The organism is Streptomyces sp. NBC_00454, from assembly GCF_041434015.1.
GTDB lineage: Bacteria > Actinomycetota > Actinomycetes > Streptomycetales > Streptomycetaceae > Streptomyces.
Genome location: NZ_CP107907.1, coordinates 1,474,029 through 1,497,996, shown reverse-complemented (window position 1 = coordinate 1,497,996; position 23,968 = coordinate 1,474,029). Strand labels below are relative to the sequence as shown.

At 71.9% G+C, this 23,968-nt stretch carries 23 protein-coding genes; 15 read left to right on the top strand and 8 right to left on the bottom strand.

The window, feature by feature from the left end:
• Window positions 1–20 precede the first annotated feature (20 nt).
• The 10 genes from OHU74_RS06995 (at window position 21) to OHU74_RS06950 (ending at window position 9,487) form a co-directional block, all read left to right on the top strand.
• Window positions 21–398 carry an FKBP-type peptidyl-prolyl cis-trans isomerase gene (locus tag OHU74_RS06995; RefSeq protein WP_371615089.1) on the top strand — a complete coding sequence of 126 codons (378 nt, stop codon included), beginning with the start codon at window positions 21–23 and terminating at the stop codon, window positions 396–398.
• A 150-nt stretch (window positions 399–548) separates the two neighbouring features.
• Window positions 549–1,511 carry a helix-turn-helix transcriptional regulator gene (locus tag OHU74_RS06990; protein ID WP_371615088.1) on the top strand — a complete coding sequence of 321 codons (963 nt, stop codon included), beginning with the start codon at window positions 549–551 and terminating at the stop codon, window positions 1,509–1,511.
• Between the two features lie 117 nt (window positions 1,512–1,628).
• Window positions 1,629–2,615 (top strand): helix-turn-helix transcriptional regulator, encoded by a 987-nt coding sequence (locus tag OHU74_RS06985; RefSeq protein ID WP_371615086.1) that lies wholly within the window; start codon window positions 1,629–1,631, stop codon window positions 2,613–2,615.
• A gap of 143 nt (window positions 2,616–2,758) precedes the next feature.
• Window positions 2,759–3,013, top strand: a complete 255-nt coding sequence (locus tag OHU74_RS06980) for a hypothetical protein (RefSeq protein WP_371619591.1) — start codon at window positions 2,759–2,761, stop codon at window positions 3,011–3,013.
• Between the two features lie 26 nt (window positions 3,014–3,039).
• On the top strand, window positions 3,040–3,240 hold the full coding sequence (locus OHU74_RS06975; protein WP_371615085.1) for a hypothetical protein: 201 nt from the start codon (window positions 3,040–3,042) through the stop codon (window positions 3,238–3,240).
• Between the two features lie 282 nt (window positions 3,241–3,522).
• Window positions 3,523–3,819: a Sec-independent protein translocase subunit TatA gene (gene tatA, locus OHU74_RS06970; RefSeq protein WP_330295549.1), complete on the top strand. Its 297-nt coding sequence runs from the start codon at window positions 3,523–3,525 to the stop codon at window positions 3,817–3,819.
• A gap of 53 nt (window positions 3,820–3,872) precedes the next feature.
• Window positions 3,873–4,838, top strand: coding sequence for a twin-arginine translocase subunit TatC (gene tatC, locus OHU74_RS06965; protein ID WP_371615084.1), 966 nt, complete (start codon window positions 3,873–3,875; stop codon window positions 4,836–4,838).
• A 37-nt stretch (window positions 4,839–4,875) separates the two neighbouring features.
• Window positions 4,876–5,814, top strand: coding sequence for a diacylglycerol kinase (locus tag OHU74_RS06960; RefSeq protein WP_371615082.1), 939 nt, complete (start codon window positions 4,876–4,878; stop codon window positions 5,812–5,814).
• Window positions 5,815–5,890: 76 nt separating this feature from the next.
• The gene (locus OHU74_RS06955) at window positions 5,891–8,743 is read left to right on the top strand and encodes a DEAD/DEAH box helicase (protein ID WP_371615081.1); all 2,853 of its coding nucleotides are present in this window, start codon (window positions 5,891–5,893) and stop codon (window positions 8,741–8,743) included.
• A gap of 90 nt (window positions 8,744–8,833) precedes the next feature.
• On the top strand, window positions 8,834–9,487 hold the full coding sequence (locus OHU74_RS06950; RefSeq protein WP_371615080.1) for a helix-turn-helix domain-containing protein: 654 nt from the start codon (window positions 8,834–8,836) through the stop codon (window positions 9,485–9,487).
• A gap of 9 nt (window positions 9,488–9,496) precedes the next feature.
• Here the strand turns inward: OHU74_RS06950 and OHU74_RS06945 are convergent, their stop codons facing one another.
• The 4 genes from OHU74_RS06945 to OHU74_RS06930 form a co-directional block, all read right to left on the bottom strand.
• The gene (locus OHU74_RS06945; protein WP_371615079.1) at window positions 9,497–10,489 is read right to left on the bottom strand and encodes a pseudouridine synthase; all 993 of its coding nucleotides are present in this window, start codon (window positions 10,487–10,489) and stop codon (window positions 9,497–9,499) included.
• Window positions 10,490–10,522: 33 nt separating this feature from the next.
• Complete coding sequence (locus tag OHU74_RS06940) at window positions 10,523–12,067, bottom strand: serine hydrolase (RefSeq protein WP_371615078.1); 1,545 nt, start codon at window positions 12,065–12,067, stop codon at window positions 10,523–10,525.
• Between the two features lie 76 nt (window positions 12,068–12,143).
• On the bottom strand, window positions 12,144–12,920 hold the full coding sequence (locus OHU74_RS06935) for a siderophore-interacting protein (protein WP_371619590.1): 777 nt from the start codon (window positions 12,918–12,920) through the stop codon (window positions 12,144–12,146).
• A 131-nt stretch (window positions 12,921–13,051) separates the two neighbouring features.
• Window positions 13,052–13,957, bottom strand: a complete 906-nt coding sequence (locus OHU74_RS06930) for a 5'-3' exonuclease H3TH domain-containing protein (protein WP_371619589.1) — start codon at window positions 13,955–13,957, stop codon at window positions 13,052–13,054.
• Window positions 13,958–14,279: 322 nt separating this feature from the next.
• Here OHU74_RS06930 and OHU74_RS06925 point away from each other — a divergent pair, with 322 nt between their 5' ends.
• The gene (locus OHU74_RS06925) at window positions 14,280–14,828 is read left to right on the top strand and encodes a helix-turn-helix domain-containing protein (protein WP_371619588.1); all 549 of its coding nucleotides are present in this window, start codon (window positions 14,280–14,282) and stop codon (window positions 14,826–14,828) included.
• Between the two features lie 29 nt (window positions 14,829–14,857).
• Window positions 14,858–15,589: a helical backbone metal receptor gene (locus OHU74_RS06920; RefSeq protein ID WP_371619587.1), complete on the top strand. Its 732-nt coding sequence runs from the start codon at window positions 14,858–14,860 to the stop codon at window positions 15,587–15,589.
• 88 nt (window positions 15,590–15,677) lie between these two features.
• Here OHU74_RS06920 and OHU74_RS06915 read toward each other — a convergent pair whose 3' ends face one another.
• Entirely contained in the window at window positions 15,678–16,802 is a 1,125-nt protein-coding gene (locus OHU74_RS06915; protein WP_371615077.1) for a TDT family transporter, read from the bottom strand.
• Window positions 16,803–16,872: 70 nt separating this feature from the next.
• Between OHU74_RS06915 and OHU74_RS06910 the strand changes: the two genes are divergently transcribed.
• The gene (locus tag OHU74_RS06910; protein WP_371615076.1) at window positions 16,873–17,805 is read left to right on the top strand and encodes a LysR family transcriptional regulator; all 933 of its coding nucleotides are present in this window, start codon (window positions 16,873–16,875) and stop codon (window positions 17,803–17,805) included.
• Between the two features lie 104 nt (window positions 17,806–17,909).
• Here OHU74_RS06910 and OHU74_RS06905 read toward each other — a convergent pair whose 3' ends face one another.
• The 3 genes from OHU74_RS06905 to OHU74_RS06895 form a co-directional block, all read right to left on the bottom strand.
• The gene (locus tag OHU74_RS06905) at window positions 17,910–18,644 is read right to left on the bottom strand and encodes a gamma-glutamyl-gamma-aminobutyrate hydrolase family protein (protein ID WP_371615075.1); all 735 of its coding nucleotides are present in this window, start codon (window positions 18,642–18,644) and stop codon (window positions 17,910–17,912) included.
• Window positions 18,645–18,678: 34 nt separating this feature from the next.
• Window positions 18,679–20,187, bottom strand: a complete 1,509-nt coding sequence (gene eat, locus OHU74_RS06900) for an ethanolamine permease (protein WP_371615074.1) — start codon at window positions 20,185–20,187, stop codon at window positions 18,679–18,681.
• A gap of 136 nt (window positions 20,188–20,323) precedes the next feature.
• A complete protein-coding gene (locus OHU74_RS06895) occupies window positions 20,324–21,070 on the bottom strand; it encodes a FadR/GntR family transcriptional regulator (RefSeq protein WP_371615073.1) in 747 nt (248 codons plus the stop codon).
• A gap of 77 nt (window positions 21,071–21,147) precedes the next feature.
• Here OHU74_RS06895 and OHU74_RS06890 point away from each other — a divergent pair, with 77 nt between their 5' ends.
• Together OHU74_RS06890 and OHU74_RS06885 are read left to right on the top strand one after the other, a co-directional pair.
• The gene (locus OHU74_RS06890) at window positions 21,148–22,527 is read left to right on the top strand and encodes a glutamine synthetase family protein (RefSeq protein WP_371615072.1); all 1,380 of its coding nucleotides are present in this window, start codon (window positions 21,148–21,150) and stop codon (window positions 22,525–22,527) included.
• A 61-nt stretch (window positions 22,528–22,588) separates the two neighbouring features.
• On the top strand, window positions 22,589–23,968 hold the full coding sequence (locus OHU74_RS06885) for an aldehyde dehydrogenase (protein ID WP_371615071.1): 1,380 nt from the start codon (window positions 22,589–22,591) through the stop codon (window positions 23,966–23,968).

The following is a 23,968-nucleotide window of genomic DNA, read 5'->3' as shown; positions in this document are numbered from 1 at the left end:
TACGTTTGAGGAGCAGTACCGTGAGCGACAAGCTCGAGAAGCCCGAGATCGACTTCCCCGAGGGCGATGTCCCGGCCGACCTCGTGATCGAGGACATCTGGGTCGGCGACGGCGCGGAGGCCAAGGCCGGATCCAACGTGTCCGTCCACTACGTGGGTGTGGCCTTCTCCACCGGCGAGGAGTTCGACGCCTCCTGGAACCGCGGCGCCCCGCTGCCGTTCACGCTGGGTATCGGCCAGGTCATCTCCGGCTGGGACAAGGGTGTCCAGGGCATGAAGGTCGGCGGCCGTCGCAAGCTGACGATCCCGGCCCACCTCGCGTACGGCGACCGTGGCGCCGGCGGTGCCATCAAGCCGGGCGAGACGCTGATCTTCGTGTGCGACCTGATGGCCGCCTGACCGGTCGGCTGTGAAGTCGTGGGGCCCCTGCCGTTCGGCAGGGGCCCTCGCTTTTGCCCTGGCGGACCGGGGCGGTACGGTCAACGGTCACGAGGGTGTACGCGGTCGGGGTGCGAGGGACCGCGCGGCGAGAAGGGCGGATGGGGCTCGATGGCGATTGCCAAGGCCGAGCGGCTGATGAATCTGGCGCTGTGTCTGCTGGGGACGCGTCGGCCGCTCAGCAAGCGCGAACTGCGCGGTTCCATCGAGGCGTACATGGAAGCCGGGAACGACGACTCCTTCAACCGGATGTTCGAGCGGGACAAGGACGATCTGCGGGAGCTCGGGCTGGTCATCGAGACCGTCGAGAACCTGGAGGGCGACACCGGTTACCTGGCCCGCCGCGACAGCAACCGGCTTCCGCCCGTGGCGCTGGACGCCGAGGAGGCCGCGGCCCTGGGGCTCGCGGCGAAGGTGTGGCAGCAGGCCCGGCTGGCCGGAGCCGCCAGCGGCGCCCTGCAGAAGCTGCGGGCCGGGGGCATGCCCGAGGCCGGGGATCCCTACGAGGGCCAGCACAGTGCCATCGAACCGCGGATCCCGGTCCACGAGGCGGCTTTCGAACCGCTGATGCTGGCCTGTCGCGACCGCCGTCCGGTGGTCTTCGACTACCGCAGGTCCAACGCCGCCCGCCCCGAGACCCGTCAGGTCGAGCCGTGGGCGCTGGAGTGCTGGCGCGGCCACTGGTACCTGGCCGGCTTCGACCGCGACCGCGGGGCGGAGCGGGTGTTCCGGCTCTCACGGATCACGGGGAAGGTCCGTTCGCGCCAGGCCAAGTACACCGCCGAGGTCCCCGACGTGGTGACGGTGCGGGAGACCGTGGCGAGCTGGGCCGGGGAGGGCGGGGACCGCTCCGCGCTGATCCGGCTGCGGGCCGGTGCGGGTTATCCGCTGCGGGCCAAGGCCACCGCCGTGCGCGAGAGCGCGGGCGGGGAGGGCTGGGACGAGCTGGAGATCCCGTACGGGCACGGGCTCGACGCCTGGCTGGTGGAGTTCGGCCCCGACGTGGTCGTGGTGGAGCCCGCCGATCTGCGGGCCGACGTGATCGACCGGCTGCGCGCCGTGGCCAAGGGCTGACCCGGCCCGTTCGCGCAGGTCCGGCGCCGATCCGGTGGCCGGGCCCGGTTCCGCGGGGAGGTCCCGCGGGGCTGCCCCAATCCCGTAGCACGTGCCCTGAGGGGGAGACGTACCAGCATGGCTGCCAACGCCATCGACCAGACGCGCCGGATGCTGTCCCTGGTGACGTACCTGCGCGAGCGCCCCGGCGCGCACGTCGCCGACGTCGCCCGCGCGTTCGGGATCACCGAGGACGAGCTGATCTCGGACCTCGACGTGCTCCCCATGTGCGGAACCAGTTTCCGCGGCGGGGACCTGCTCGACATCGACACCGACGGGGAGCGCATCTGGTGGCGCAACCCCGATGCCTCGGGGGAGTCCACCGCGGAGCCGCTGCGGCTGGCCGCCGACGAGGCGACGGCGCTGCTGGTCGCCGCCCGCGCGGTGGCCACCCTGCCCGGGCTGCGCGAGAGCGACCGGGACGCCCTGCTGCGGGCCACCGCCAAGCTGGAGGCGGCCGCGGGCGAGGCCGCCGGGGCCAGCTCCCGGCTCTCGGTGACCTTCGAGTCCGAGGGCGGGGTCTTCGCCGATGTGGACCGGGCCATCGCGGAGCGGCGCCGGCTGTGGCTGCGCTACTACTCTCCCGCCCGCGACGAGCTCACCGAGCGCAAGGTGGATCCGATCCGGCTCTTCGCCGTCGGGCACACCTACATGGAGGGGTGGTGCCACCTCTCCGAGGCGCGGCGCACCTTCCGGCTGGACCGGGTCGCCGAGATCCGGCTGCTGGACGAGCGGGCCGATCCGCCCGCGATCGAGCCGCGCGACCTGTCGGAGGGGCTGGTCCAGCCGGCCGCCGAGGATCCGGAGGTCGTGGTCGAGGTCGGTCCCGGCGGGCGCTGGGTCGCCGAGTACTACCCGCACGACAGTGCGGAGGAGCTGCCCGAGGGCGGTCTGCGGATCACGCTGCGCAGCCCCGACCCGGCGTCCTTGCGCCGCCTCGCGCTGCGGCTGGGCCGCGAGGGGCGCATCGTGGCCCCCGTGGAGCTGGCGGACAGTGCGCGCCGGGCGGCCCGGGAGGCGCTGGCCGCGTATGAGGACACGGCGGCTGCTGGGGAACAGGTCTGAGGGGGCTCCGCACGATGTCGCCGACGCCACCAGGGCCGCGGGACGTGCCCGTGCGGGCCGTACCGTCCTCCGATTCCGCCGGTCAGGCCGCTTCCGGTCCCGCTGCTTCCGGTCCGGTCCCTTCCGGTCCGGTCCCTTCCGGTCTGGTGCCTTCCGGTCCGGGCGCTCCCGGGGCGGCGGCTCCCGGGCCGGTCGCCTTCACGGCGGCCTGTCCCGACTGCCGGGCCCGCTTCGAGCTGGACGCGGGGGCCCTGCGTCTGGCGATCGGCGGCAGCAGGCGGACCACCTTCTACTCCTTCACCTGCCCCGAGTGCGGGGCGGCGGTCCGCAAGCCGGCGGGCGAGCGCATCGTGGAGCTGCTGACCGGTGGCGGCGTGAGCACCCTGCGCAGTGTCTGAGCCGGCCGGTGGCCTAGGCTCTGGTCATGCTGTGGCCGATGTTCGCAATCGCTCTGGGCTTCCTCGGGCTCGCCGTCCTCGCCGTGCTCGCCGTACGGGTCTTCGTGGAGGTGCGCAGGCTCGCCTGCCAGGTGGCGGACGCCGGCCGCCGGATCGCGGACGCATCGAGTGATCTGGAGCGGGCCGCGACGGACCTGGCCAGGTCCGGGCGCTCCGCGATGCCGTAGGACCCGTGCGATGCCGTGGTACCTGGAGGCCGCAGTGCCTATAGGAATGGTCGCGCATCTATAGGAACGGTCCGCGAACCCGCCGTTCTCGCAGGCCATGGCCCGGGGCCATAGCCATGGTGGGGCAACCGTCGTACTGTCTGACCACGCGCGCGGCGATGCCCCAGGGGATTGCCGGGCGTTAACCCCCGGGGGTTACGATCCTTGTCAGAGCGGTTCACGGATCCAGATCCGGGCCGTCTGCGACCACAACCAGCCGTTTCGGTGAGAAGGAAGACACACATGATCGGCAACCTGAAGCCCCTCGAGATCCTCCTGATCGTCGCCGTGATCTTCCTGCTGTTCGGTGCCAAGAAGCTTCCCGACATGGCCCGCTCGCTCGGCAAGTCCGCCCGCATCCTCAAGAGCGAGGCGAAGGCGATGAAGAAGGACGGCGAGGCCGAGGACGGCACTGCCGCTTCCGTTGCCGACCCGGCTCCGCAGCAGCAGGCCGCGGCCCCGCGCACGATCCAGGCCTCGCCCGGTGACGTCACCAGCGCCCGGCCCGTCAACGAGACCAACCACACCACCCAGAGCTGACTCCGGCCGGCCACGGCCGGGCCAGTCATCTGCGACGAGACAAGGGACGTGGGTTGCTCAAGTCTGCCCGCAAGCAGGAGAAGCTGGATCAGAAGGCGAAGGACGCCGAAGGGCGGATGCCTCTCGTCGAGCACCTGCGTGAGCTGAGAAACCGTCTGCTGAAGGCGGTCGTCGCGGTCCTCCTGATCACCATCGTGGCCGCGGTGTACTACAAGGACATCATCGACTTCATGCTGAAGCCGATGCTGGACTCCGTCGGCTGCACCAACGGCGTGGTCGAGCAGCGCAACGGCCGTCCTTGTGCAGACATGACGGTCAACGGCCTCATCGCGCCCTTCTCCATCGCGCTCAAGGTTTCGCTGACGGCCGGTGTGGTGCTTTCCGCGCCGGTGTGGCTGTACCAGCTCTGGGCCTTCGTGGCTCCGGGTCTGCACAGCAACGAGAAGAAGTACGCGATCGGTTTCGTGGCGGTCGGCGCCCCGCTGTTCGGTGCCGGCGCGGTTCTCGCGTACAAGATCCTTCCGCAGACCGCGGTGATCCTGCTCGAGTTCACTCCCGCCGACGCGCGCAACCTGCTGCCGGTCGACGACTACCTCGACCTCGTGACGCGCATGGTCGTCGTCTTCGGTCTGGCCTTCGAGCTGCCGCTGCTGCTGATCCTGCTCAACTTCACCGGCGTGCTGACCGCGAAGCGGCTGCTGAGCTGGTGGCGCGCGATGGTGCTGGGCATCACGATCTTCGCGGCGTTCGCGACTCCCACCGGTGACCCGCTCACGATGATGTCGCTGGCCTCCCCGATCATCGCCCTGTACTTCATCGCGCTCGGCATCTGCATGATCAACGACCGCCGGCGCAAGAAGTCCAACCCCGACGCGGAACTCGACGACGACGAGGCCGCGGAGCTGGACCTGACCCCTGCGCCGCTCGGCGAGATCGAGTCCGTTCCGTCCCCCAACGCCCTGCCCGAGCAGGCCGACGGCGGCCGGGCGCGGATCAACGGTTACGACGACGCCACGTGATCGACGCCGACCGAGCCTGACAGGTACATTCCCCCGGGTGAGTGCTGAGATCACCCTCTTCGTCAATCCCACAGCCGGACGCGGCCGGGGCGCGCACGCCGCGCAGCCGGCCGCTTCCGCGCTCCGGGACGCCGGTTTCTCCGTACGGACCGTCGTCGGCGCCGATGGACCGGACGCGCTGGCCCGGCTGCGCGCGGCCGTCCGAGCGGGCACCGGTGCGGTGATCGCGGTGGGCGGCGACGGCATGGTCTCCCTGGCGCTGCAGGCGGTGGCCGGGACCCTGGTACCGCTGGGAGTGGTCGCGGTGGGCACCGGGAACGATTTCGCGCGCGCCACGGGACTGCCCGTACGGGATCCCGCGCGGGCGGGGCGGCTGGCCGCCGAGGCGCTCAAGGCGGGCCGGATCCGCGAGATCGACCTGGGCCGGGTCACCCCGGGCGCGGGCGTGAGCGGGGGCGCCGTCGCGAGTGGGGGCGGCGGCGACGGCACCTGGTACGGGACCGTGCTGTGCTCCGGCTTCGACTCGCGGGTCAACGACCGGGGCAACCGGATGCGGCTGCCGGTCGGGAAGTTCAAGTACGACCTGGCGATGATCGCGGAACTGGCCGCCTTCCGGCCCTTCCCGTACCGGATCACCCTGGACGGCGGTCCGGTCATCGAGACCGAGGCCACGCTGGTGGCCGTCGGCAACGGGTCCTCGTACGGGGGCGGCATGCGCATCTGCGCGGACGCCGAGCCGGACGACGGGCTGTTCGACGTCACGGTCGTCGGGGACTGCAGCCGCGCCACCCTGCTGAAGGTGTTCCCGCGCGTGTACCGGGGAACCCATCTCTCGCACCCCAAGGTCACCGTGCACCGGGCCGCGAAGGTGACCCTGGAGGCGGCCGGCATCACCGCCTACGCGGACGGGGAGCCGCTGGGGCCGCTTCCGGTGGGCGCCGAGTGCGTCCCGGGGGCCCTGCGCCTGCTGTCGTAGGACGGTAGGACCTCGTGGGACCTCGCCATAAAGTTCGCGACTGTTGTCAGAGGCGGCGGGTAGGCTCGATAACAAGATGACCGAAGAACTTTCACCCGCCGAGCGGTACGCCGCTGCCCGGATCCGCGCCGCCGAAGAGGCCACCGCCCTGTGGCCGTTCCGCGAGATGTACGAATTCGATCTGGATCCGTACCAGATCGAGGCCTGCAAGGCACTTGAGGCCGGCAAGGGCGTCCTCGTCGCCGCCCCGACCGGCTCGGGCAAGACGATCGTCGGCGAGTTCGCCGTGCACCTGGCGCTCGCGCAGGGCCGCAAGTGCTTCTACACGACGCCCATCAAGGCCCTGTCGAACCAGAAGTACGCCGACCTGTGCAAGCGCTACGGCGCCGACAAGGTCGGCCTGCTCACCGGCGACAACAGCGTCAACTCCGAGGCTCCCGTGGTCGTCATGACCACCGAGGTGCTCCGCAACATGCTGTACGCGGGCTCGCAGTCGCTGCTGGGTCTGGGCTACGTCGTGATGGACGAGGTCCACTACCTCTCCGACCGGTTCCGCGGAGCCGTCTGGGAGGAAGTGATCATCCACCTCCCCGAGTCGGTGACCCTGGTCTCGCTCTCCGCCACCGTCTCCAACGCCGAGGAGTTCGGCGACTGGCTGGACACGGTGCGCGGCGACACCCAGGTGATCGTCTCCGAGGAGCGGCCCGTACCGCTGTGGCAGCACGTCATGGCCGGCCGGCGGATCTACGACCTCTTCGAGGAGGAGTCCGACCACGGCGGCCGCGGCTCCGCGCGCCGCGAGGTCAACCCCGACCTCCTGCGGATGGCGCGCGAGGAGAACACCAGCCGCTACAACCCGAAGGACCGGCGGCGCGGAAAGATGGTCCGCGAGGCCGACCGCGAGCGCGAGCGGCGCTCCCGCGGCCGGATCTGGACCCCTTCGCGTCCCGAGGTCATCGCGCGCCTGGACGGTGACGGGCTGCTGCCCGCCATCAACTTCATCTTCAGCCGGGCCGGCTGCGAGGCCGCCGTGCAGCAGTGCCTGTACGCGGGGCTGCGGCTCAACGACGACACGGCGCGCCTGAAGGTGCGCGAGATCGTCGAGGAGCGGACCTCGGCGATCCCCGCCGAGGACCTGCACGTCCTGGGGTACTACGAGTGGCTCGAAGGCCTGGAGCGGGGCATCGCCGCGCACCACGCGGGCATGCTGCCCACCTTCAAGGAGGTCGTCGAGGAGCTCTTCGTACGGGGCCTGGTGAAGGCCGTCTTCGCCACCGAGACCCTGGCGCTGGGCATCAACATGCCCGCGCGCACGGTCATCCTGGAGAAGCTGGTCAAGTGGAACGGCGAGCAGCACGCCGACATCACCCCCGGCGAGTACACGCAGCTCACCGGCCGGGCCGGGCGGCGCGGCATCGACGTCGAGGGCCACGCGGTGGTGCTGTGGCAGCGGGGCATGGACCCGGCGGGTCTGGCCGGGCTCGCGGGTACCCGTACGTATCCGCTGCGTTCCAGCTTCAAGCCCTCGTACAACATGGCGGTCAACCTGGTCCAGCAGTTCGGGCGGCACCGCTCGCGCGAGTTGCTGGAGACCTCCTTCGCGCAGTTCCAGGCCGACCGCTCGGTCGTCGGGATCTCCCGGCAGGTGCAGCGCAACGAGGAGGGGCTGGAGGGCTACCGGGAGGGCATGACCTGCCACCTGGGGAACTTCGAGGAGTACGCGCGGCTGCGCCGCGACCTGAAGGACCGTGAGAACGACCTGGCCAAGCAGGGTGCGGCCCAGCGCCGGGTGCAGGCGGCCTCCTCGCTGGAGAAGCTGAAGCCGGGCGACATCATCCACGTGCCCACCGGCAAGTTCGCCGGGCTGGCGCTGGTCCTGGACCCGGGCGTGCCGGCCGGGCGGTCCAACGGGCACCGCGGGCACGAGTACACCGAGGGGCCGCGCCCGCTGGTGCTCACCGCGGAGCGGCAGGTCAAGCGGCTCGCCGCGATCGACTTCCCGGTCCCGGTGGAGGCCGTCGAGCGGATGCGGATCCCCAAGACGTTCAATCCGAAGTCCCCGCAGTCGCGCCGGGACCTGGCGTCCCAACTGCGCATCAAGGCCGGGCACATCACGGTGGAGCGGCACCGGGGCGGCCGGGCGGCCGCGGCGGACGACCGGGAGATCTCGCGGCTGCGCACCGAGCTGCGGGCGCACCCGTGCCACGGCTGCGACGAGCGGGAGGACCACGCCCGCTGGGCGGAGCGCTACCACCGGCTGCAGCGGGACACGCAGCAGCTGGAGCGGCGCATCGAGGGCCGGACGAACACCATCGCCCGCACCTTCGACCGGATCCACGCGCTGCTGACCGATCTGGACTACCTGCGCGAGGACGAGGTCACCCCGCACGGCCGGCGTCTGGCCAGGCTCTACGGAGAGCTCGACCTGCTGGCGTCGGAATGCCTGCGGGCGGGCATCTGGGAGGGGCTGAGTCCGGCCGAGCTGGCGGCCTGTGTCTCGGCGCTGGTCTTCGAGGCACGGCAGTCCGACGACGCGGTCGCGCCGAAGGTGCCGGGTGGCGCGGCGAAGGCGGCGCTGGGCGAGATGGTCCGCATCTGGGGCCGCCTCGACGCCCTGGAGGAGGAGCACGGCATCAACCAGGCGGAGGGTGTGGGCCAGCGCGAGCCGGACCTCGGCTTCGCGTGGGCGGTGTACCAGTGGGCCTCCGACAAGGGCCTGGACGAGGTGCTGCGCGAGGCGGAGATGCCGGCGGGCGACTTCGTGCGCTGGTGCAAGCAGGTCATCGACGTCCTGGGGCAGGTTGCCGCAGCGGCGCCCTCCTCCTCCGCCCCGCCGTCCTCGGCGGGCGGCAGTACGGTGGCCCGCAACGCCCGCAAGGCCGTGGACGCGCTGCTGCGGGGTGTGGTGGCCTACAGCTCCGTGGGCTAAGGGGACTTGGACCTTCCTCTACATCCGGTCATGGCCGGATCTCATCTCTCGCCATGATCAATTCGGTCGGTGCTGTGCGACGATCGGGCCATGACTGGGGGAACGGGCGAAGGTCCGAGACGGGTCGGTCGGCCACGCGCCGATCAGCTGCGGCCGGACAGCGGCAGGCCGCCGCGGGAGGAACTCCTCTACGCGGCGGCCGAGCTGTTCACGGTCAAGGGGTACGCGGCCACCACCACGCGGGCGGTGGCCGAACGGGCCGGAATGCGCCAGGCCACGATGTACCACTACTTCTCCGGCAAGGAGGAACTCCTCGCCGAACTCCTGGAGTCCACGGTCGCGCCCTCGCTGGTGCTGGCCCGGAGCCTGCTCCTGGAGACGGACCGGCCCGCCACCCGCCGGCTGTGGGAGCTGTGCCGCGCCGACGTGATGCTGCTGTGCGGCGGTCCTTACAACCTCGGCGCGCTCTACCTGCTGCCCGAGGTGGACGGCTCGCGGTTCGCCCACTTCGTGCGGATGCGCCTCGAACTCAAGGACGCCTACCGGGAGTTGCTCGACGCCACCTGTGTCGGCGCCGAACTCGCCGGCGACCGGGCCGGATTGGTGCTCCGCAACGACCTGGTCTTCGGCCTCATCGAAGGGGTCATGCTGATCCACCGCTCCGATCCGGCGCGCCCCGTGGCCGCTTTCGCGGAGGCCACCGCCGACGCGGCGCTGCGGATCGCGGGCACCGGCGGTCGGTGAGACAGCCCCCTAGCGGGGGGAGTGCGGCTCTGTGGCCGCGCTCGCGGGGCCCGCTTCCCAGCCGGACCGGTCCTCCCAGGCCTGGAGGGACAGGCCGCTCTCGATGCGGTGCGCGATCCCGGTGACCGGATCGGTGAACTCCAGGGTGCGGGCCAGGAGTTGGAGCGGGCGGCGGTAGTCGTCCGGCGCGGGATCGCCGACCACCGGATACACCGGGTCGCCCAGGATCGGCAGACCGAGACTGTTCATGTGCACCCTCAGCTGGTGGGTGCGCCCGGTGTGCGGAGTCAGCCGGTAGCGCCCCAAGTCGCCCTTGGTCTCGATGAGTTCAGCCAGGGTCTCGGCATTCGGCTCGGCGCCCTCGACCTCCACCGCGGCCATCACCCCGCGGACCTTCTCGATGTGGCTGCGCAGGACCCGGGGGAACTGGACCGCCGGGTCGTGGGGCGCCAGCGCCTCGTACTCCTTGCTGATCCGCCGCTCCTGGAAGAGCAGCTGGTAGGCGCCGCGGTCCTCGGGGCGGATGCTGAACAGCACCAGCCCGGCCGTCATCCGGTCCAGACGGTGCGCGGGGCTCAGTGCGGGCAGGCCCAGCTCCACCCGGAGCCGGGCCAGGGCCGTCTGGAAGACGTGGCTGCCGCGCGGGGTGGTCGCCAGGAAGTGCGGTTTGTCGATCACCAGCAGGTGCTCGTCGCGGTGCACGACCCCGATCGGGAAGGGCACCACCGGCTCGGGCGGCATGTCCCGGTGGAACCAGAGGAAGGCCCCCGGCTCGTACGGGTCCTCCGGCCGCAGCACCCGTCCGCCGACGCCCAGCACCCGGCCGCCCGCGAGCAGACGGGCCATGGACTCGGAGCCGCGCGTGCCCTCGTAGCGCGCCGTGAGGTAGGCGCCGAGATCCGGCCACATCCCCTCCGGGTCGGGGGGCAGCCGCATGCGGACCGGGTCGATGCCGGAGACCTGGGGCAGGGGCGATTCGGGGATGTGGGATCTGCGCTTCATCGGGATACAGGCTAGGGGGTACGGACCATGCGGCTATCCGCGGGTGAAGGTGCCCAGGTGCTGGCCGTCCAGGTATTCGACGCGCAGGGCGCCGTCGGTGAAGAACACCCCGGTGCGGCCCACCGCGTTCTCGCCCGCCGTTACGAAGCTGAAGGTGTCGCCGTCGTAGTGGGCCAGCGGGTAGCGCTGGGGTTTGGGGCCGAGGGAGAGGGTCAGGCCGCTGCCGTCGGGGTTCGCGGCGACGGTGGCCTTGCCGTAGTACGGGCTGTTGTAGGTCCCCGTGTACGCGGTGTCGGCCTTGGCGGGCTTCGCCGCGGTCGGCGGGTGGGCGTAGTCGGTGGGGGAGTGGCCTGCGCCGAGGACCTGGGCGTAGAGGGAGGCCAGCAGGGGGAGCCAGTCGGCGGTGGGCTTGCCGTTCTGGGCGATGTCGAAGAAGTCCAGGGCGATGGCGTCGGCCACGCCGACGGGGGCGCCGTTGGTCAGGACGACGATCCCGAGCTTCTCCAGGGGGAGCATGGTGGCGTTGGTGTTGGCGCCGAGTTCGAAGCCCCCGGAGTGGCTGAGGCGGAGCCGGCCGGCGCTGTCGTAGGAGACGTTCCAGCCGAGCCCGTAGAAGTCGGGCCTGCCCTGGGCGTTCTTCGGCTGGGAGACGATCTCGGGGAGGCGGGTGCGGGCGAGGTTGTCGGCGGGGATGATCCGCTTCCCGTCGAGTACGCCGTCGCCCAGCTGGAGGCGCAGCCAGCGGGCCATGTCACGGGCGGTGGAGCTGACCCCGCCGGCCGGTGCCTGGGCATCGGGATCGCGGACGTAGCGGGGGCTCCAGGTGCCGTCCGGGTTCTTGACGTGCGTGGCGGCGTGGTCGGGCGCGTGCGCGAAGGCGGAGAACTCGGTGCTGGTGTGCGTCATGCCGGCCGGTTTGAAGAGGGTGTCTTCGGCGAGCTTCTGCCAACTGACCCCGTGCGCCCTGGCGATGGCCTCGGCGGCGGCGGTGAAACCGAAATTGGTGTAGGCGTAGCTCGCGCGGAACTCGGTCAGCGGCTCCAGGCGCATGTGGTCCAGGATGTACGACTGGTCGTACCCGAGGTCTTCGAGGAGGTCCCCGGCGTGGTCCGGGAGGCCGCTGCGGTGGGACAGCAGGTCGGCGGCGGAGACGTGCCCGGTGACCCAGGGGTCCTTGAGCGTGAAGCCGGGCAGGTCGACGGGCCGGTCGAAGTCTTGGGGGGCCTTGAGGGCGCCGGCGGCGATGGTGGAGGTGATCGGCTTGGAGACGGAGGCGAGTTGGAAGACGGTGTCCGGGCCGATCGCGCCCGGCTCGCCGACGCGGCGGACGCCGAAGCCCTTGAGGTAGATCACGTGGTCATCGTGGACGACGGCGACGGAGATGCCGGGCACACCGGTGCTCCGCATCATGTCCGCGACGGTCTGGTCGAGGCGGTGCACCGCCCTGTCGACCTGGGCGTCGGTGAGCTGCGCCTTCGGCTGCGGAGGCGGGCTGGGTGTGGTGGCCGCCGCGGCCGTCCCGGTGGTGACCAGGAGTGCGGCGGCTCCGGCTGTGCCGAGTGCACGGAGCGTACGCATGCGGCCATTGTCCCGCCGCTTGGGTGAACCCGCCCGGCAGGACGGCCGGGCCGCAGGCGTCAGTGGTGTCCGGCGGTCAGGACGCCGTGGCGAGGAGCTGTTCCTGCTCCGCTTCGACCCGCGCGTTCCAGTCGCGCTTGATCGCGCGCCAGCCCTCGTCGGTTTCGCCCAGGCGCCAGTAGCCGGAGATCGACAGGTGTTCGCGGGGGATGCCGCGCTCCAGGCGCAGGTGGCGGCGGAGCGACTTCACGAAGCCGGCCTCGCCGTGGACGAAGGCGTGCACGTCCGCGGAGGGGAAGGACAGGGCCCGGACGGCTTCCGTCAGGGCCTCGCCCACGGGGCGCGAGCCGCGGTGGATCCAGACCGGGACGATGCCGTCCGGGGTGGAGATCTTCTGCTCGTCCTGCGGTCCCTCGACCTCCACCAGCGCGTGGACCCGGGCGCCGGCCGGCATCCGCTCCATCGCCGCGCCGATCGCCGGCAGCGCGCTCTCGTCGCCGACGAGGAGGTGCCAGCCGGCCGCCGGGTCCGGGGCGTAGCCGCCGCCCGGCCCGAGGAAGCGTACGAGTTCACCCGGCTGGACGCGGGCCGCCCACGGGCCGGCCAGTCCTTCGTCCCCGTGGACCACGAAATCGAGGGTCAGCTCACGGTGCGCCGGGTCCCAGGCGCGCACGGTGTACGCCCGCTGGCGCGGCCATTCCTCGCGCGGATGCGTCATGCGGATCCGGTCCAGGTCCCACGGGGAGTCGTAGGCGACGCCCTCGGGCGGGAAGAGGATCTTCACGTAGTGGTCGGTGTACGCGCCCGCGCCGAAACCGGCCAGCCCGTCACCGCCCAGCACGATCCGCACCATGTGCGGGGTCAACCGCTCGGTGCGCACGACGACTGCGGTGCCGACCGTGCGGCCGCGTCCTTCTGCCACGACGTCTCCTTGATCCCCTGACCCTGACTTCCGTGAAGCTTAGGATTACCTAAGTTAGCACCTCATCGGCGCAGCGCGCTGCTCAGGCGTTCAATTGCTCCACCCAGACCCCACCGGTGGCCCAAGGCGCCGAGCACGTCGGGGTGGGCGGGCACGGCCGGGAGGGCCGGATCGAAGGCGGGCAGTTGAACGTCCCGGGCCACCTGGACCACCTTGGGGGCCACCGCCAGATAGGGCCGGGACTCGTCCAGCCGCTTGCGCTGGGTGGGGGTCAGCTTCGACTTCGGATCCCCGATCGCGGCGATGATTCCGGCCAGGTCCCCGTAGGCGTCCAGCAGCTTCGCCGCGGTCTTCTCGCCGACTCCGGGCACGCCCGGCAGGCCGTCGCTCGGGTCGCCGCGCAGCAGCGCCAGGTTCGCGTAGCCGGGGCCGTCGACCCCGTACTTCTCGCGCAGCCAGGCTTCGTCGGTCACCTGGAGGGTGCCGACCCCCTTCAGCGGGTACAGGACGCGCCGCTCCTTCGCGTCGTCGACCAGCTGGTACAGGTCGCGGTCGCCCGTGACGATGTCCACCGGGCCAGTGGCGCGGGTGGTGAGGGTGCCGATCACATCGTCCGCCTCGTAGCCGGCGACGCCCACCCGGGCGATCCCGAAGGCGTCCAGGGCGGCCTCGATGATCGGTACCTGCGGGGCGAGGGTGTCCGGGGTCTCCTCGAGGTCCGGGCCCGTCTCGGTCTCCTCGGCGACCCGGTGGGCCTTGTAGGAGGGGATCAGCTCCACCCGCCAGTGCGGCCGCCAGTCGGCGTCCATGCAGGCGACCAGGTCGTCGGGCCGGTGGTCCTGCACGAGGCGGCCGATGAAGTCGAGCAGGCCGCGCACGGCGTTGACCGGAGTGCCGTCGGGGGCTTTCACGGAATCCGGCACGCCGAAGTACGCGCGGTAGTAGAGGGAGGCGGTGTCCAGGAGCATCAGGCGTCGTGTCGTCGTCACGATCTCGATGATGCCTTGAGGCCCGGTGGAAAGTGCGTGAGGTTCGGCCTCCTCGGCTCTTGAGCGCGAAACCGGGGCCGGTTGCTGCGTAAGGTGCTTACAGCACACCAACGTGCGATGTGTGATGTGTGACGGACCAGGACAAGGGGAGGGCAGCCCCGCCATGGACGACAGGGATGGCACCGACGGCAAGAACGGCAGGAACGTCAGCAACGGCGTCGGCGGCGCGGCTTCCGGCGCGGTCAACGGCGCGGACGACAAGGACCGGGACCGGGACAAGGATTCCAAGGATCCGCTCCGGGTGGGCGTGGCCGTGCGCAAGCGCCGCCGGGCCCTGAGTCTCACCCTCGCCGCGGTGTCGGCCCGCAGCGGCCTCTCGGTTCCCTTCCTGAGCCAGATAGAGAACGAACGGGCCCGGCCCAGCATGCGGTCCCTGGAGCGGGTCGCCGACGCGCTGGAGACCACGGCCGTGGAACTGCTGGCCGCCTCGGACACCGCGCGCACCGTGGACCTCGTACGGGCCGGTGACGATTCGGGGCTCACCCCCGTTCCCGGCGTACGGCCCCTCGTGCGCGGGCACCACCAGCTGCACGCACTGGAGTTCACCGGGGACCAGGACGCCGGCCGCGAGTACCAGCACCGCAACGACGAGCTGATGTACGTGGTCTCGGGCGCCTGCCAGGTGGAGGCCGAGGGGCGGGCGTACCGCCTGGAGAACGGCGACGCGCTGTTCCTGTCCGGTGGCGTACGGCACCGCTGGCGGGCCGTCACCGAGGACACCCGGATCCTGATCGTCGCGGTCGGCGACCACATCCACGCCACCTCCGAACCGCCCTCGCCCGGACACTGAGCGGGACACCGAGCCGGATGCGGACCCGGATGCGGGTGGTCTCGCTCGTGCCGTCCCTGACCGAGGCGGTCGCGGTCAGCGCGCCCGGGGCACTGGTCGGCGTGACCGACTGGTGCACCCACCCGGCCCCCGCCGAGCTGGGGGACGTGGCGCGCGTCGGCGGGACGAAGAACCCGGACGTGCGCAGGATCGCGGAGCTGCGCCCGGACCTGGTGATCGCCAACGAGGAGGAGAACCGGGCCCCCGACCTCGCGGAGCTGCGGGCGGCCGGGCTCCGGGTGCTGGTCACCGAGGTACGGGACCTCCCGCAGGCGCTGAGCGAGCTGGAGCGGCTGCTGGTGGGGGCCATGGGGCTCGAGCGGCCCGGGTGGCTGTCCGACGCCGAGGCCGCGTGGGCCCGGGTGGCCCCGGCCGGGGAGCCGCGCCTGGCCTTCGTGCCGATCTGGCGCAGGCCCTGGATGGTGCTGGGCCGGGACACCTTCGCGGGGGACCTGCTGGCCCGCCTGGGGGTGCGCAACGCCTACGCCGGGCACGCGGAGCGCTACCCGAGGATCCCGGCGGCCGAGCTGGCCGCGGCGGGCTGTGATCTCGTGGTGCTCCCGGACGAGCCGTACCGCTTCACGGCCGGGGACGGGCCCGAGGCCTTCCCCGGTCTGCCCGCCGCGCTCCTCAGCGGACGCCACCTGACCTGGTACGGGCCCTCGCTGGCCGAGGCTCCGGCCGTGCTGGCGGCGGCCCTGCGCGCGGCGGGCGTTGCCTGACCCGGCAAGATCCGAAAGAGACGGCCTAGGGGGTGTCCGCAAAGTGGCGCCAGACGCCACGGGCCAGGCGCTACTTTGCGGACACCCCCTAGCGGGGCGCGGCCAGCAGCCGGCCGGTGTACAGGCCGCGCAGGGTGTTCGCGGCGGCCGCCAGCCAGGCGGTGACCAGGGCCAGGAACAGGGCGGCGGCCAGCCAGTCGAAGGCGGCGAGGCCGGTGTGGCGGGCGAGCCCGGCGGCGCCGGTGACGCAGGTGCCGACGGGGAAGGTCAGCGCCCACCAGGTCATGGCGAACCCCATGCCGCCCCGCGCGGCCCGCACCAGCATCGCGGCGGCCAGCGCCAGCCACAGCAGGGCGAATCCCATCACGGGGACCCCGTAGACCACGGCGAAGGCCCCGAAGGCCCCGGAGTAGGGGGCGGATATCGACTGGGGGGCCATGTCGGCGAGGGAGTTCACGGCGGTGGTGGACTGGCCGAGGGGGCCCAGGACCAGGAACAGGGTGGGGGTGAGCGCCAGGGGCAGGGGGCCGCTCACGATCAGTCGGCCGAACACCAGGGGGAGCATCAGCAGGGTGGCGAGCAGGCTGATCCCGAACATGGCGTAGCAGGCGAGCAGCATGGCCTCGCGGGCCTGCCCGGCGGCCAGGTGGGGGATCAGCAGGGGGCCGAGCGCGGCGGAGACCATGGGGGCGACCACGGGGAGCAGCCAGACGGGGGTGGCCTGGTGGGCTTCGACCTTGTGGCGGACCACCATCAGGTAGGGGATGCCGGCGGCGGCCAGCAGGCCGATCGCGGTGCCGGCGGTGAACAGGACGGTGTCGACGGCGACGGCGGCGGGGAGCCCGATGAGGTCCTTGCCGACGATGAGGGTGCCGCCGCCGACGGCCAGCAGGGCCATCGAGAGGCAGCCGTAGAAGGGGGCCACCGTGGGGTCCAGGAGGTGGGTGCGGGCCTGGTCGCGGTGGTGGAGCCAGTGCCCGGCGCGGGCGGTCAGCAGTACGGCGAGGGCGGTGGCGGCCAGCACCCAGAAGATCTGGCAGAGGACGCGCTGGCCGGGGAGCTGGTAGGGGAGGGTCGCCCCGGCGTTGGCGATGATCGCCGTGCCCATGACGGAGGCGTACCAGTTGGGGCCGAGGTGGCGCAGTGCGGGGGCCTTGTGGGGCCGGGCGATCCCAGGGGTGGCGGGACGGGGACGTACGAGGGTGGTGGCCATGGATCCAGCCTCCCGCCGGGCGGCGGCGGACGGCAGAGGTGATGTTCCTATGAGGGCATAAACTGAGGTTATGGGTAATGAGCAGTGGGCCGAAGCACGTATACCGCTGGCGCACCGGGTCCCGGACCTGGGCGCCATGGAACTGCTGCTGGCCGTGGCCCGGGTCGGCAGCCTGAGCGGGGCCGCCCGGCGGCTCGGGATCACCCAGCCCGCCGCCAGCAGCCGGATCCGGGCGATGGAGACCCGGCTCGGAGTGGCGCTCGTGGACCGCTCCCCGCGGGGATCGACCCTGACGGCGGAAGGCGCGCTGGTCACGGACTGGGCGCGGCGCGTGGTGGAGGCGGCCGAAGCCTTCGACGCGGGCGCCGAGGCGCTACGGGGCCGTCGCGACTCCCGGCTGCGGGTGGCGGCCAGCATGACCATCGCCGAGTACCTGCTGCCCGGCTGGCTCATCGCCCTGCGCGGGCAGCGCCCCGGAACGGCGGTGTCCCTGCACGCGGGGAACTCGGCGGTCGTCGCCGAGCGGGTCCTGGCGCACGAGGCGGACCTCGGCTTCGTGGAGGGGCTCAGCGTGCCGGAGGGGCTCGACGCGGTGGTGATCGCGCAGGACCGCCTCGTGGTGGCGGTGGCTCCGGGGCACCCGTGGGCGCGGCGTTCGAAGGGGGTGGAGGCGGCGGAGCTGGCGGCGACCCCGCTGATCCTGCGGGAGTGGGGCTCGGGAACCCGGCAGGTCCTGGGCGCGGCACTGGCCGGCTGCGGGGGGCTGGCGGAGCCGCTGCTCGAACTGGCCTCCACCACTGCGGTGAAGGCGGCGGCGCTGAGCGGAGCCGGGCCGTGCGTGCTGTCGGAGCTGGCGGTCGGCGACGAGCTGGCGGCCCGCCGCCTGGTGTCCGTCCCGGTCCTCGGTGCCCCGCTGGACCGCGCGCTGCGCGCGGTCTGGCCCACGGGCTCCCGCCCGGCGGGCCCGGCGCGTGACCTGCTGTCGCTGACCCGGGCCCGCTGACCCCGGGGCGGGGCCGGGTCGGGCGGGCGGGAGCCTGACCCTGCGGGGCCGTCCCCGACCCGCCCTTCCTCCGTTCCCTGGGGCTCCGCCCCAGACCCCGCGCCTCAAACTCCCCCAGCCACCGCTGGGAGGGGCCCCCGGGCGGGGCTGGATTTGCAGGATGCCGCGGTAATCAGGGCGGACATCACGCGGGTGTCCTTGTCGCGTTCCGGGTGCCACTGGACGCCCAGGGTCCACTGGGAGGGGTCGGAGAGTTCGATGGACTCGATCGTGCCGTCCACCGCGTGGGACGAGGCGATCAGGCCGGTGCCCAGGCGGTCCACGGCCTGGTGGTGGTAGGTCGGGACCTCCGACTCCTCCGGGACCAGGGCCGCGTACCGGGTGCCCGGGACCGGGCGGACCGGGTGCCAGGAGACGATCCCCTCGCCCGCGACGTGTCCGTCGATGTGCTGGATCAGCGTCCCGCCCAGGGCCACGTTCAGTGCCTGCATGCCCCGGCAGATCCCGAGCAGGGGGGTGCGGGCGGAGAGCGCCGCGGTGATCAGGGCCAGCTCCCAGTCGTCGCGCTGGGTGGCCGCCGGGCCGGTACGGGGATCGCGCGCGGCCCCGTAGCGGACCGGGTCCACGTCCGGGCCGCCCGCGACGACCAGGCCGTCCAGTCGGTTCAGCACCTCCGGGGCCGCCTGCGGATCGTCCGGCGGGAGCAGCACGGCCGTGCCGCCGGAGGCCTGGACGAGCTCGTAGTACCCGGTGGGGACGAGGGCCGTGGGGACGTCCCACACCCCGTAGCGGGTGGATGCCTCGATGTAGGTGGTGATGCCGATGAGCGGCCTGGGCACGGTGGTTACCTCCGGAAGGGAAGGGGACGGGGGATCAGTCGCGGGACAGCTCGGCCTCGGCTTCCGCCAGCGCCGCGAACTCCTCCTCCGGCGCGGAGGCCACCAGGTGGTGCCGACTGTAGAACGCGAAGTAGGCGAGGGCGACGGCGTACACGGCCAGCGCGATGAATGCCGCGTCCTTGTCCACCAGGAAGGTGGCGACCAGGGCCGAGAGGGCGAGGACGAAGGCCACCGAGGAGGTCGCGATGCCGCCCGGCGTGCGGTACGGGCGCTCCAGGCCGGGCTCGCGGCGCCGCAGCACGATGTGGGAGAGGGCCATCAGGGCGTAGGAGATGGTCGCGCCGAAGACCGCGATGTCCAGCATGAGCTGGCCGTCGCCGGTGGCGGCGGCCAGCGCGAAGCCGATGGCTCCGGGGATGAGCAGGCCCAGGTACGGGGCCTTGCGCTTCGAGGTCAGGGACAGGAAGCGGGGGAGGTAGCCGGCCCGGGAGAGGGCGAACAGCTGGCGGGAGCCGGCGTAGATGAGGGAGAAGAAGGAGGCCACGAGCCCGGCCAGGCCCGCGTAGTTGACGAAGGTCTTCAGCCAGGAGAGGCCGGGGTCGCCCTCCAGGGCGACGACCAGCGGGTTGTCCGCGGCCTTGATGGCGTCGGCTCCGTGTGCGCCGGTGGCGGCGAGGAAGGTGATCAGGGCGAGCAGGACCAGGACACCCATGGAGATCGACAAGGCGCGCGGTACGGAGCGGACCGGGTCCTTGGCCTCCTCGGCGGCCAGTGGCACGCCCTCGACGCCGAGGAAGAACCACATGCCGAAGGGGAAGGCGGCCCAGATGCCGAGGAAGCCCATGGGCAGCCAGGAGCTGGCGCCGGCGGCGGTGGTGTCGACGGCGATGTTGTCGAGGTTCGCCGGGTCGAACTGGGTGAAGGCGCCGACGGCGAAGACGATCAGGGCGATCACGGCTATGGCGGTGACGACGAGCGAGAAGCTCAGGGCCTCGCCGACGCCCCACAGGTGGATCCCGATGAAGATGACGAAGCAGGCGAGGTAGACCGGCCAGCCCGAGGTGAGGCCGAAGAGGTGGAGGGATTTGATGTAGCCGCCGATGAAGATTGCGATGGCCGCCGGGGCGAGGATGTACTCGATGAGGATCGCGGTGCCGGTGAGGAAGCCGCCCCAGGTGCCGAGCGCCCGGCGGGCGAAACCGTAACCGCCGCCGGCGGTGGGCAGGATGGCCGACAGTTCGGCCAGGGAGTAGACCAGGCAGGCGTACATCACGCCCATCACGACGGTGGCGATGGCGAGGCCACCGAAACCGCCCTGGGCGAGGCCCAGGTTCCAGCCGGAGAAGTCGCCGGAGACGACGTACGCGACGCCGAGACCGGTGAGCAGCAGCCAGCCGGCGCTGCCGCGGCGCAGGGTGCGGCGTTCCAGGTAGCCGTCGCTGGCGCTGTCGCCGCCGCCGTCGCCGTTCCCGGGGACGGCCTTCTCGAGGGAGGTGGTGGGTTCGGGCACGGCTGCCAGCCGTGCGCCGGTGTCGTCGGCCATGTGCGCTCCTGCCTAGGGCAATGGTTGTGGGGCGTACCTTTGCCGTTCGGGAGTGGCGGGCGCAAGACCCCTGCGTTAAACGGGGGTTACGAAAGCCTCTCGGTCCTCTCCGTCCTCTCGGTCCTCTCGGTCCGGATCAGGTCAGGAACCCCCGCAGCAGCGCCGCCGTGCCACAGCAGTGCTCGCGCATCACCTCGCGCGCCGCGTCCGCGTCCCGCTCCAGCACCGCCTCCACCAGCACGCTGTGCTGCTGCTGGGAGTGCTCCAGGTTGCGCACCAGCAGCGGGATGCAGTCGAGCAGGTCGTTCACGGTCGCCCGGACGGCCGCGTACTGGGCTGTCAGGGTGGCGGATCCGGCCAGTTCGCACAGGGTGAGGTGGAAGAGCGTGTCCTGGCGGCGGTAGTCGGGCAGCGGGGCGTCGTGGGTGGCGGTCAGTGCGGCGAGCAGCCGGTCGGCGTCCTTCTCCGACAGCCCCTGGGAGGCGCACAGTCCGGCCGCGCCGACCTCCAGGACCTCGCGGAAGCGCAGCACGTCCTCGATGTCCACGCCGGCGACCCGGCGCCGCAGCTCCTCCTCGGCGCCCCCGGCCGGGGTGTCGGGGCGGTGCAGGACAAACGTTCCGCCATAGCGCCCGCGCCGGGCCTCCACCAGGCCCTGGTCCTGGAGTACCTTCAGCACCTCGCGGAGCGTGACCCGGCTGATCCCCATCCGCTCGGCCAACTCGCGCTCGGGCGGAAGCCGTTCCCCGCCGGGCACCAGTCCGAGCCGGACCACCTGGAGGATCTGCTCCAGCGCCTCCTCGAAACCGTTGCCCGCCCGCACCTGTCGCAGTACCGGATTGAGCCGCGCGATCGCGTCGCCTTCGCTGGCCGTATCGGTCATCTGAGCTCCTCCCCTTCCCAAGCAATGGTTCTATTCAATACCTTAGGCCCTCTCGGCTCACCGAAGGAGAGATTCCCGTGGTAGACCGCAAGCCGCCGCTGTCGCCCGAAGAGCTCCGTGCTCTCGTCGCCAGCGGTGAGATCGACACAGTGGTCCTGGCCTTCCCCGACATGCAGGGGCGGCTCCAGGGCAAGCGGTTCGCCGCACAGTTCTTCCTCGACGAGGTCCTCGCGCACGGCACCGAGGGCTGCAACTACCTGCTCGCCGTCGACACGGACATGAACACCGTCGACGGCTACGAGATGTCCTCCTGGGACCGGGGCTACGGCGACTTCGCCATGCACCCCGACCTCGCCACCCTGCGCCGGATCCCCTGGAACCCGGGCAGCGCCTTCATCCTGGCCGACCTCGCCTGGAACGACGGCTCGCCCGTGGTCGCCGCGCCCCGCCAGATCCTGCGCCGCCAGCTGGAGCGGCTCGCCGATCACGGCTACACCGCCATGGTGGGCACGGAACTGGAGTTCATGGTCTTCCAGGACACCTACGAACAGGCCTGGGACGCCAACTACCGCGGCCTGACCCCCGTCAACCAGTACAACATCGACTACTCCGTCCTCGGGACCGGCCGCGTCGAACCCCTGCTGCGCCGCATCCGCAACGAGATGCAGGCCGCCGGCCTGGTCGTCGAGTCGGCCAAGGGCGAGTGCAACCTGGGCCAGCACGAGATCGTCTTCCGCTACGACGAGGCGCTGAAGACCTGCGACCAGCACGCCGTCTACAAGACGGGGGCCAAGGAGATCGCCTCCCAGGAGGGCGTCTCGCTCACCTTCATGGCCAAGTTCGACGAGCGCGAAGGCAACTCCTGTCACATCCACCTCTCGCTCAACGATGCCGACGGACGCAGCGCGATGGCCGGTGAGGGCCCCGACGCCGACGCTCACGCCGGTATGTCACCCGTGATGCGGCACTTCCTGGCCGGCCAGCTCGCCGCGCTGCGCGACTTCTCCCTTCTCTACGCCCCCAACATCAACTCGTACAAGCGTTTCCGGCCGGGATCCTTCGCGCCGACCGCCGTCGCCTGGGGCGTGGACAACCGCACCTGCGCGCTGCGCGTCGTAGGCCACGGCCGTTCCATGCGCTTCGAGAACCGCCTCCCCGGCGGCGACGTCAACCCGCACCTCGCCGTCGCGGGCCTGGTCGCGGCCGGGATCTACGGCATCGAGAACCGCCTGGAACTGCCCGAGCCCTGCGCCGGCAACGCCTACACCGCCGACTTCGCACACGTCCCCACCACCTTGCGCGAGGCCGCCGAGCTCTGGGAGAACAGCGAGATCGCCAAGGCCGCCTTCGGCCCCGAAGTCGTCGCCCACTACCGGAACATGGCCCGCGTCGAACTGGACGCGTACGACTCCGCGGTGACCGACTGGGAGCTGCGCCGCTCCTTCGAACGGCTGTAGGACCGCCGGACGGCACCGCAGCACCGCACCCACCGCACCCGAACGTCTGAAAGGACACCGCGTGTCCGACGCGCTGGCCCCCTTCAATCTGACCGTCTTGAATCCGGCCACCGAGGAAATCGTCGCCGTCGTCCCGGCCGCCACACGGGACGACGTCGATGCCGCCGTCGTACGGGCCGCCGCGGCCCAGCGGATCTGGGCGGCGGCGGCCCCCGCCGACCGGGCCAGGCTGCTGCGCCGCTTCGCCGCCGTCGTCGACGCGAACATCGAGGAACTGGCCCGGCTGGAGGTCCGCGAGGCGGGCCACACCATCGGCAACGCCCGCTGGGAAGCCGGCAACGTCCGTGACCTGCTCGAATTCGCCGCCGGGGGAGTCGAGCGGCTCTCCGGCCGGCAGATCCCGGTCGCCGGCGGCATCGACGTCACCTTCCTCGAACCCCTCGGCGTCATCGGCGTGATCGCCCCGTGGAACTTCCCGATGCCGATCGCCGCCTGGGGTGCGGCCCCGGCCCTGGCCGCGGGCAACGCGGTCATCGTCAAGCCCGCCGAGACCACCCCGCTCACCGCGCTGCGCCTCGCCGAGCTCGCCCTGGAGGCCGGACTCCCCGAGCACCTCTTCCAGGTGCTGCCCGGCCGGGGTGCCGTGGCGGGCGACGCCCTCGTCGAGCACCCGGGCGTGGCGAAGATCGTCTTCACGGGTTCCACCGCCGTCGGCAAGCGGATCATGGCCAAGTGCGCCGACCGGGTGAAGCGCGTCACCCTCGAACTCGGCGGCAAGAGCCCCAACATCGTCTTCGCCGACGCGGACCTGGAAGCGGCCGCGGCCGCCGCCCCGATGTCCTTCCTCGACAACACCGGGCAGGACTGCTGCGCCCGCACCCGGATCCTCGTACAGCGTTCCGCCTACGACCGGTTCATGGAGCTGGTGGCCCCGGGGATCGAGAACGTGGTCGTCGGGGACCCGTCCGACGAGAAGACCCAGATGGGGCCGCTGATCTCGCGGGTGCAGCTGGACCGCGTACGGTCCTACGTCACCGACGACCTCACGGTGATCCGCGGCGCCGCCCCCGAGGGGCCGGGCTTCTGGTTCCCGCCGACCCTCGTCACCGGAGTCGGCCCCGACGCGCCGGTCGCCGCCGAGGAGGTCTTCGGCCCCGTGGCCGTCGTCCTGCCCTTCGAGGACGAGGAGGACGCCGTACGCCTGGCCAACGCCACCCAATACGGCCTCTCCGGATCCCTGTGGACCCGTGACATCGGCCGCGCGCTGCGCGTCTCGCGCGCCGTCGCCGCGGGCAACCTGTCGGTCAACTCCCACAGCAGCGTCCGCTACTGGACCCCCTTCGGGGGCTACAAGCAGTCCGGGCTCGGCCGCGAGCTCGGACCCGACGCCCTCACCGCATTCACCGAGACCAAAAACGTCTTCATCAGCACGGAGGCCTGA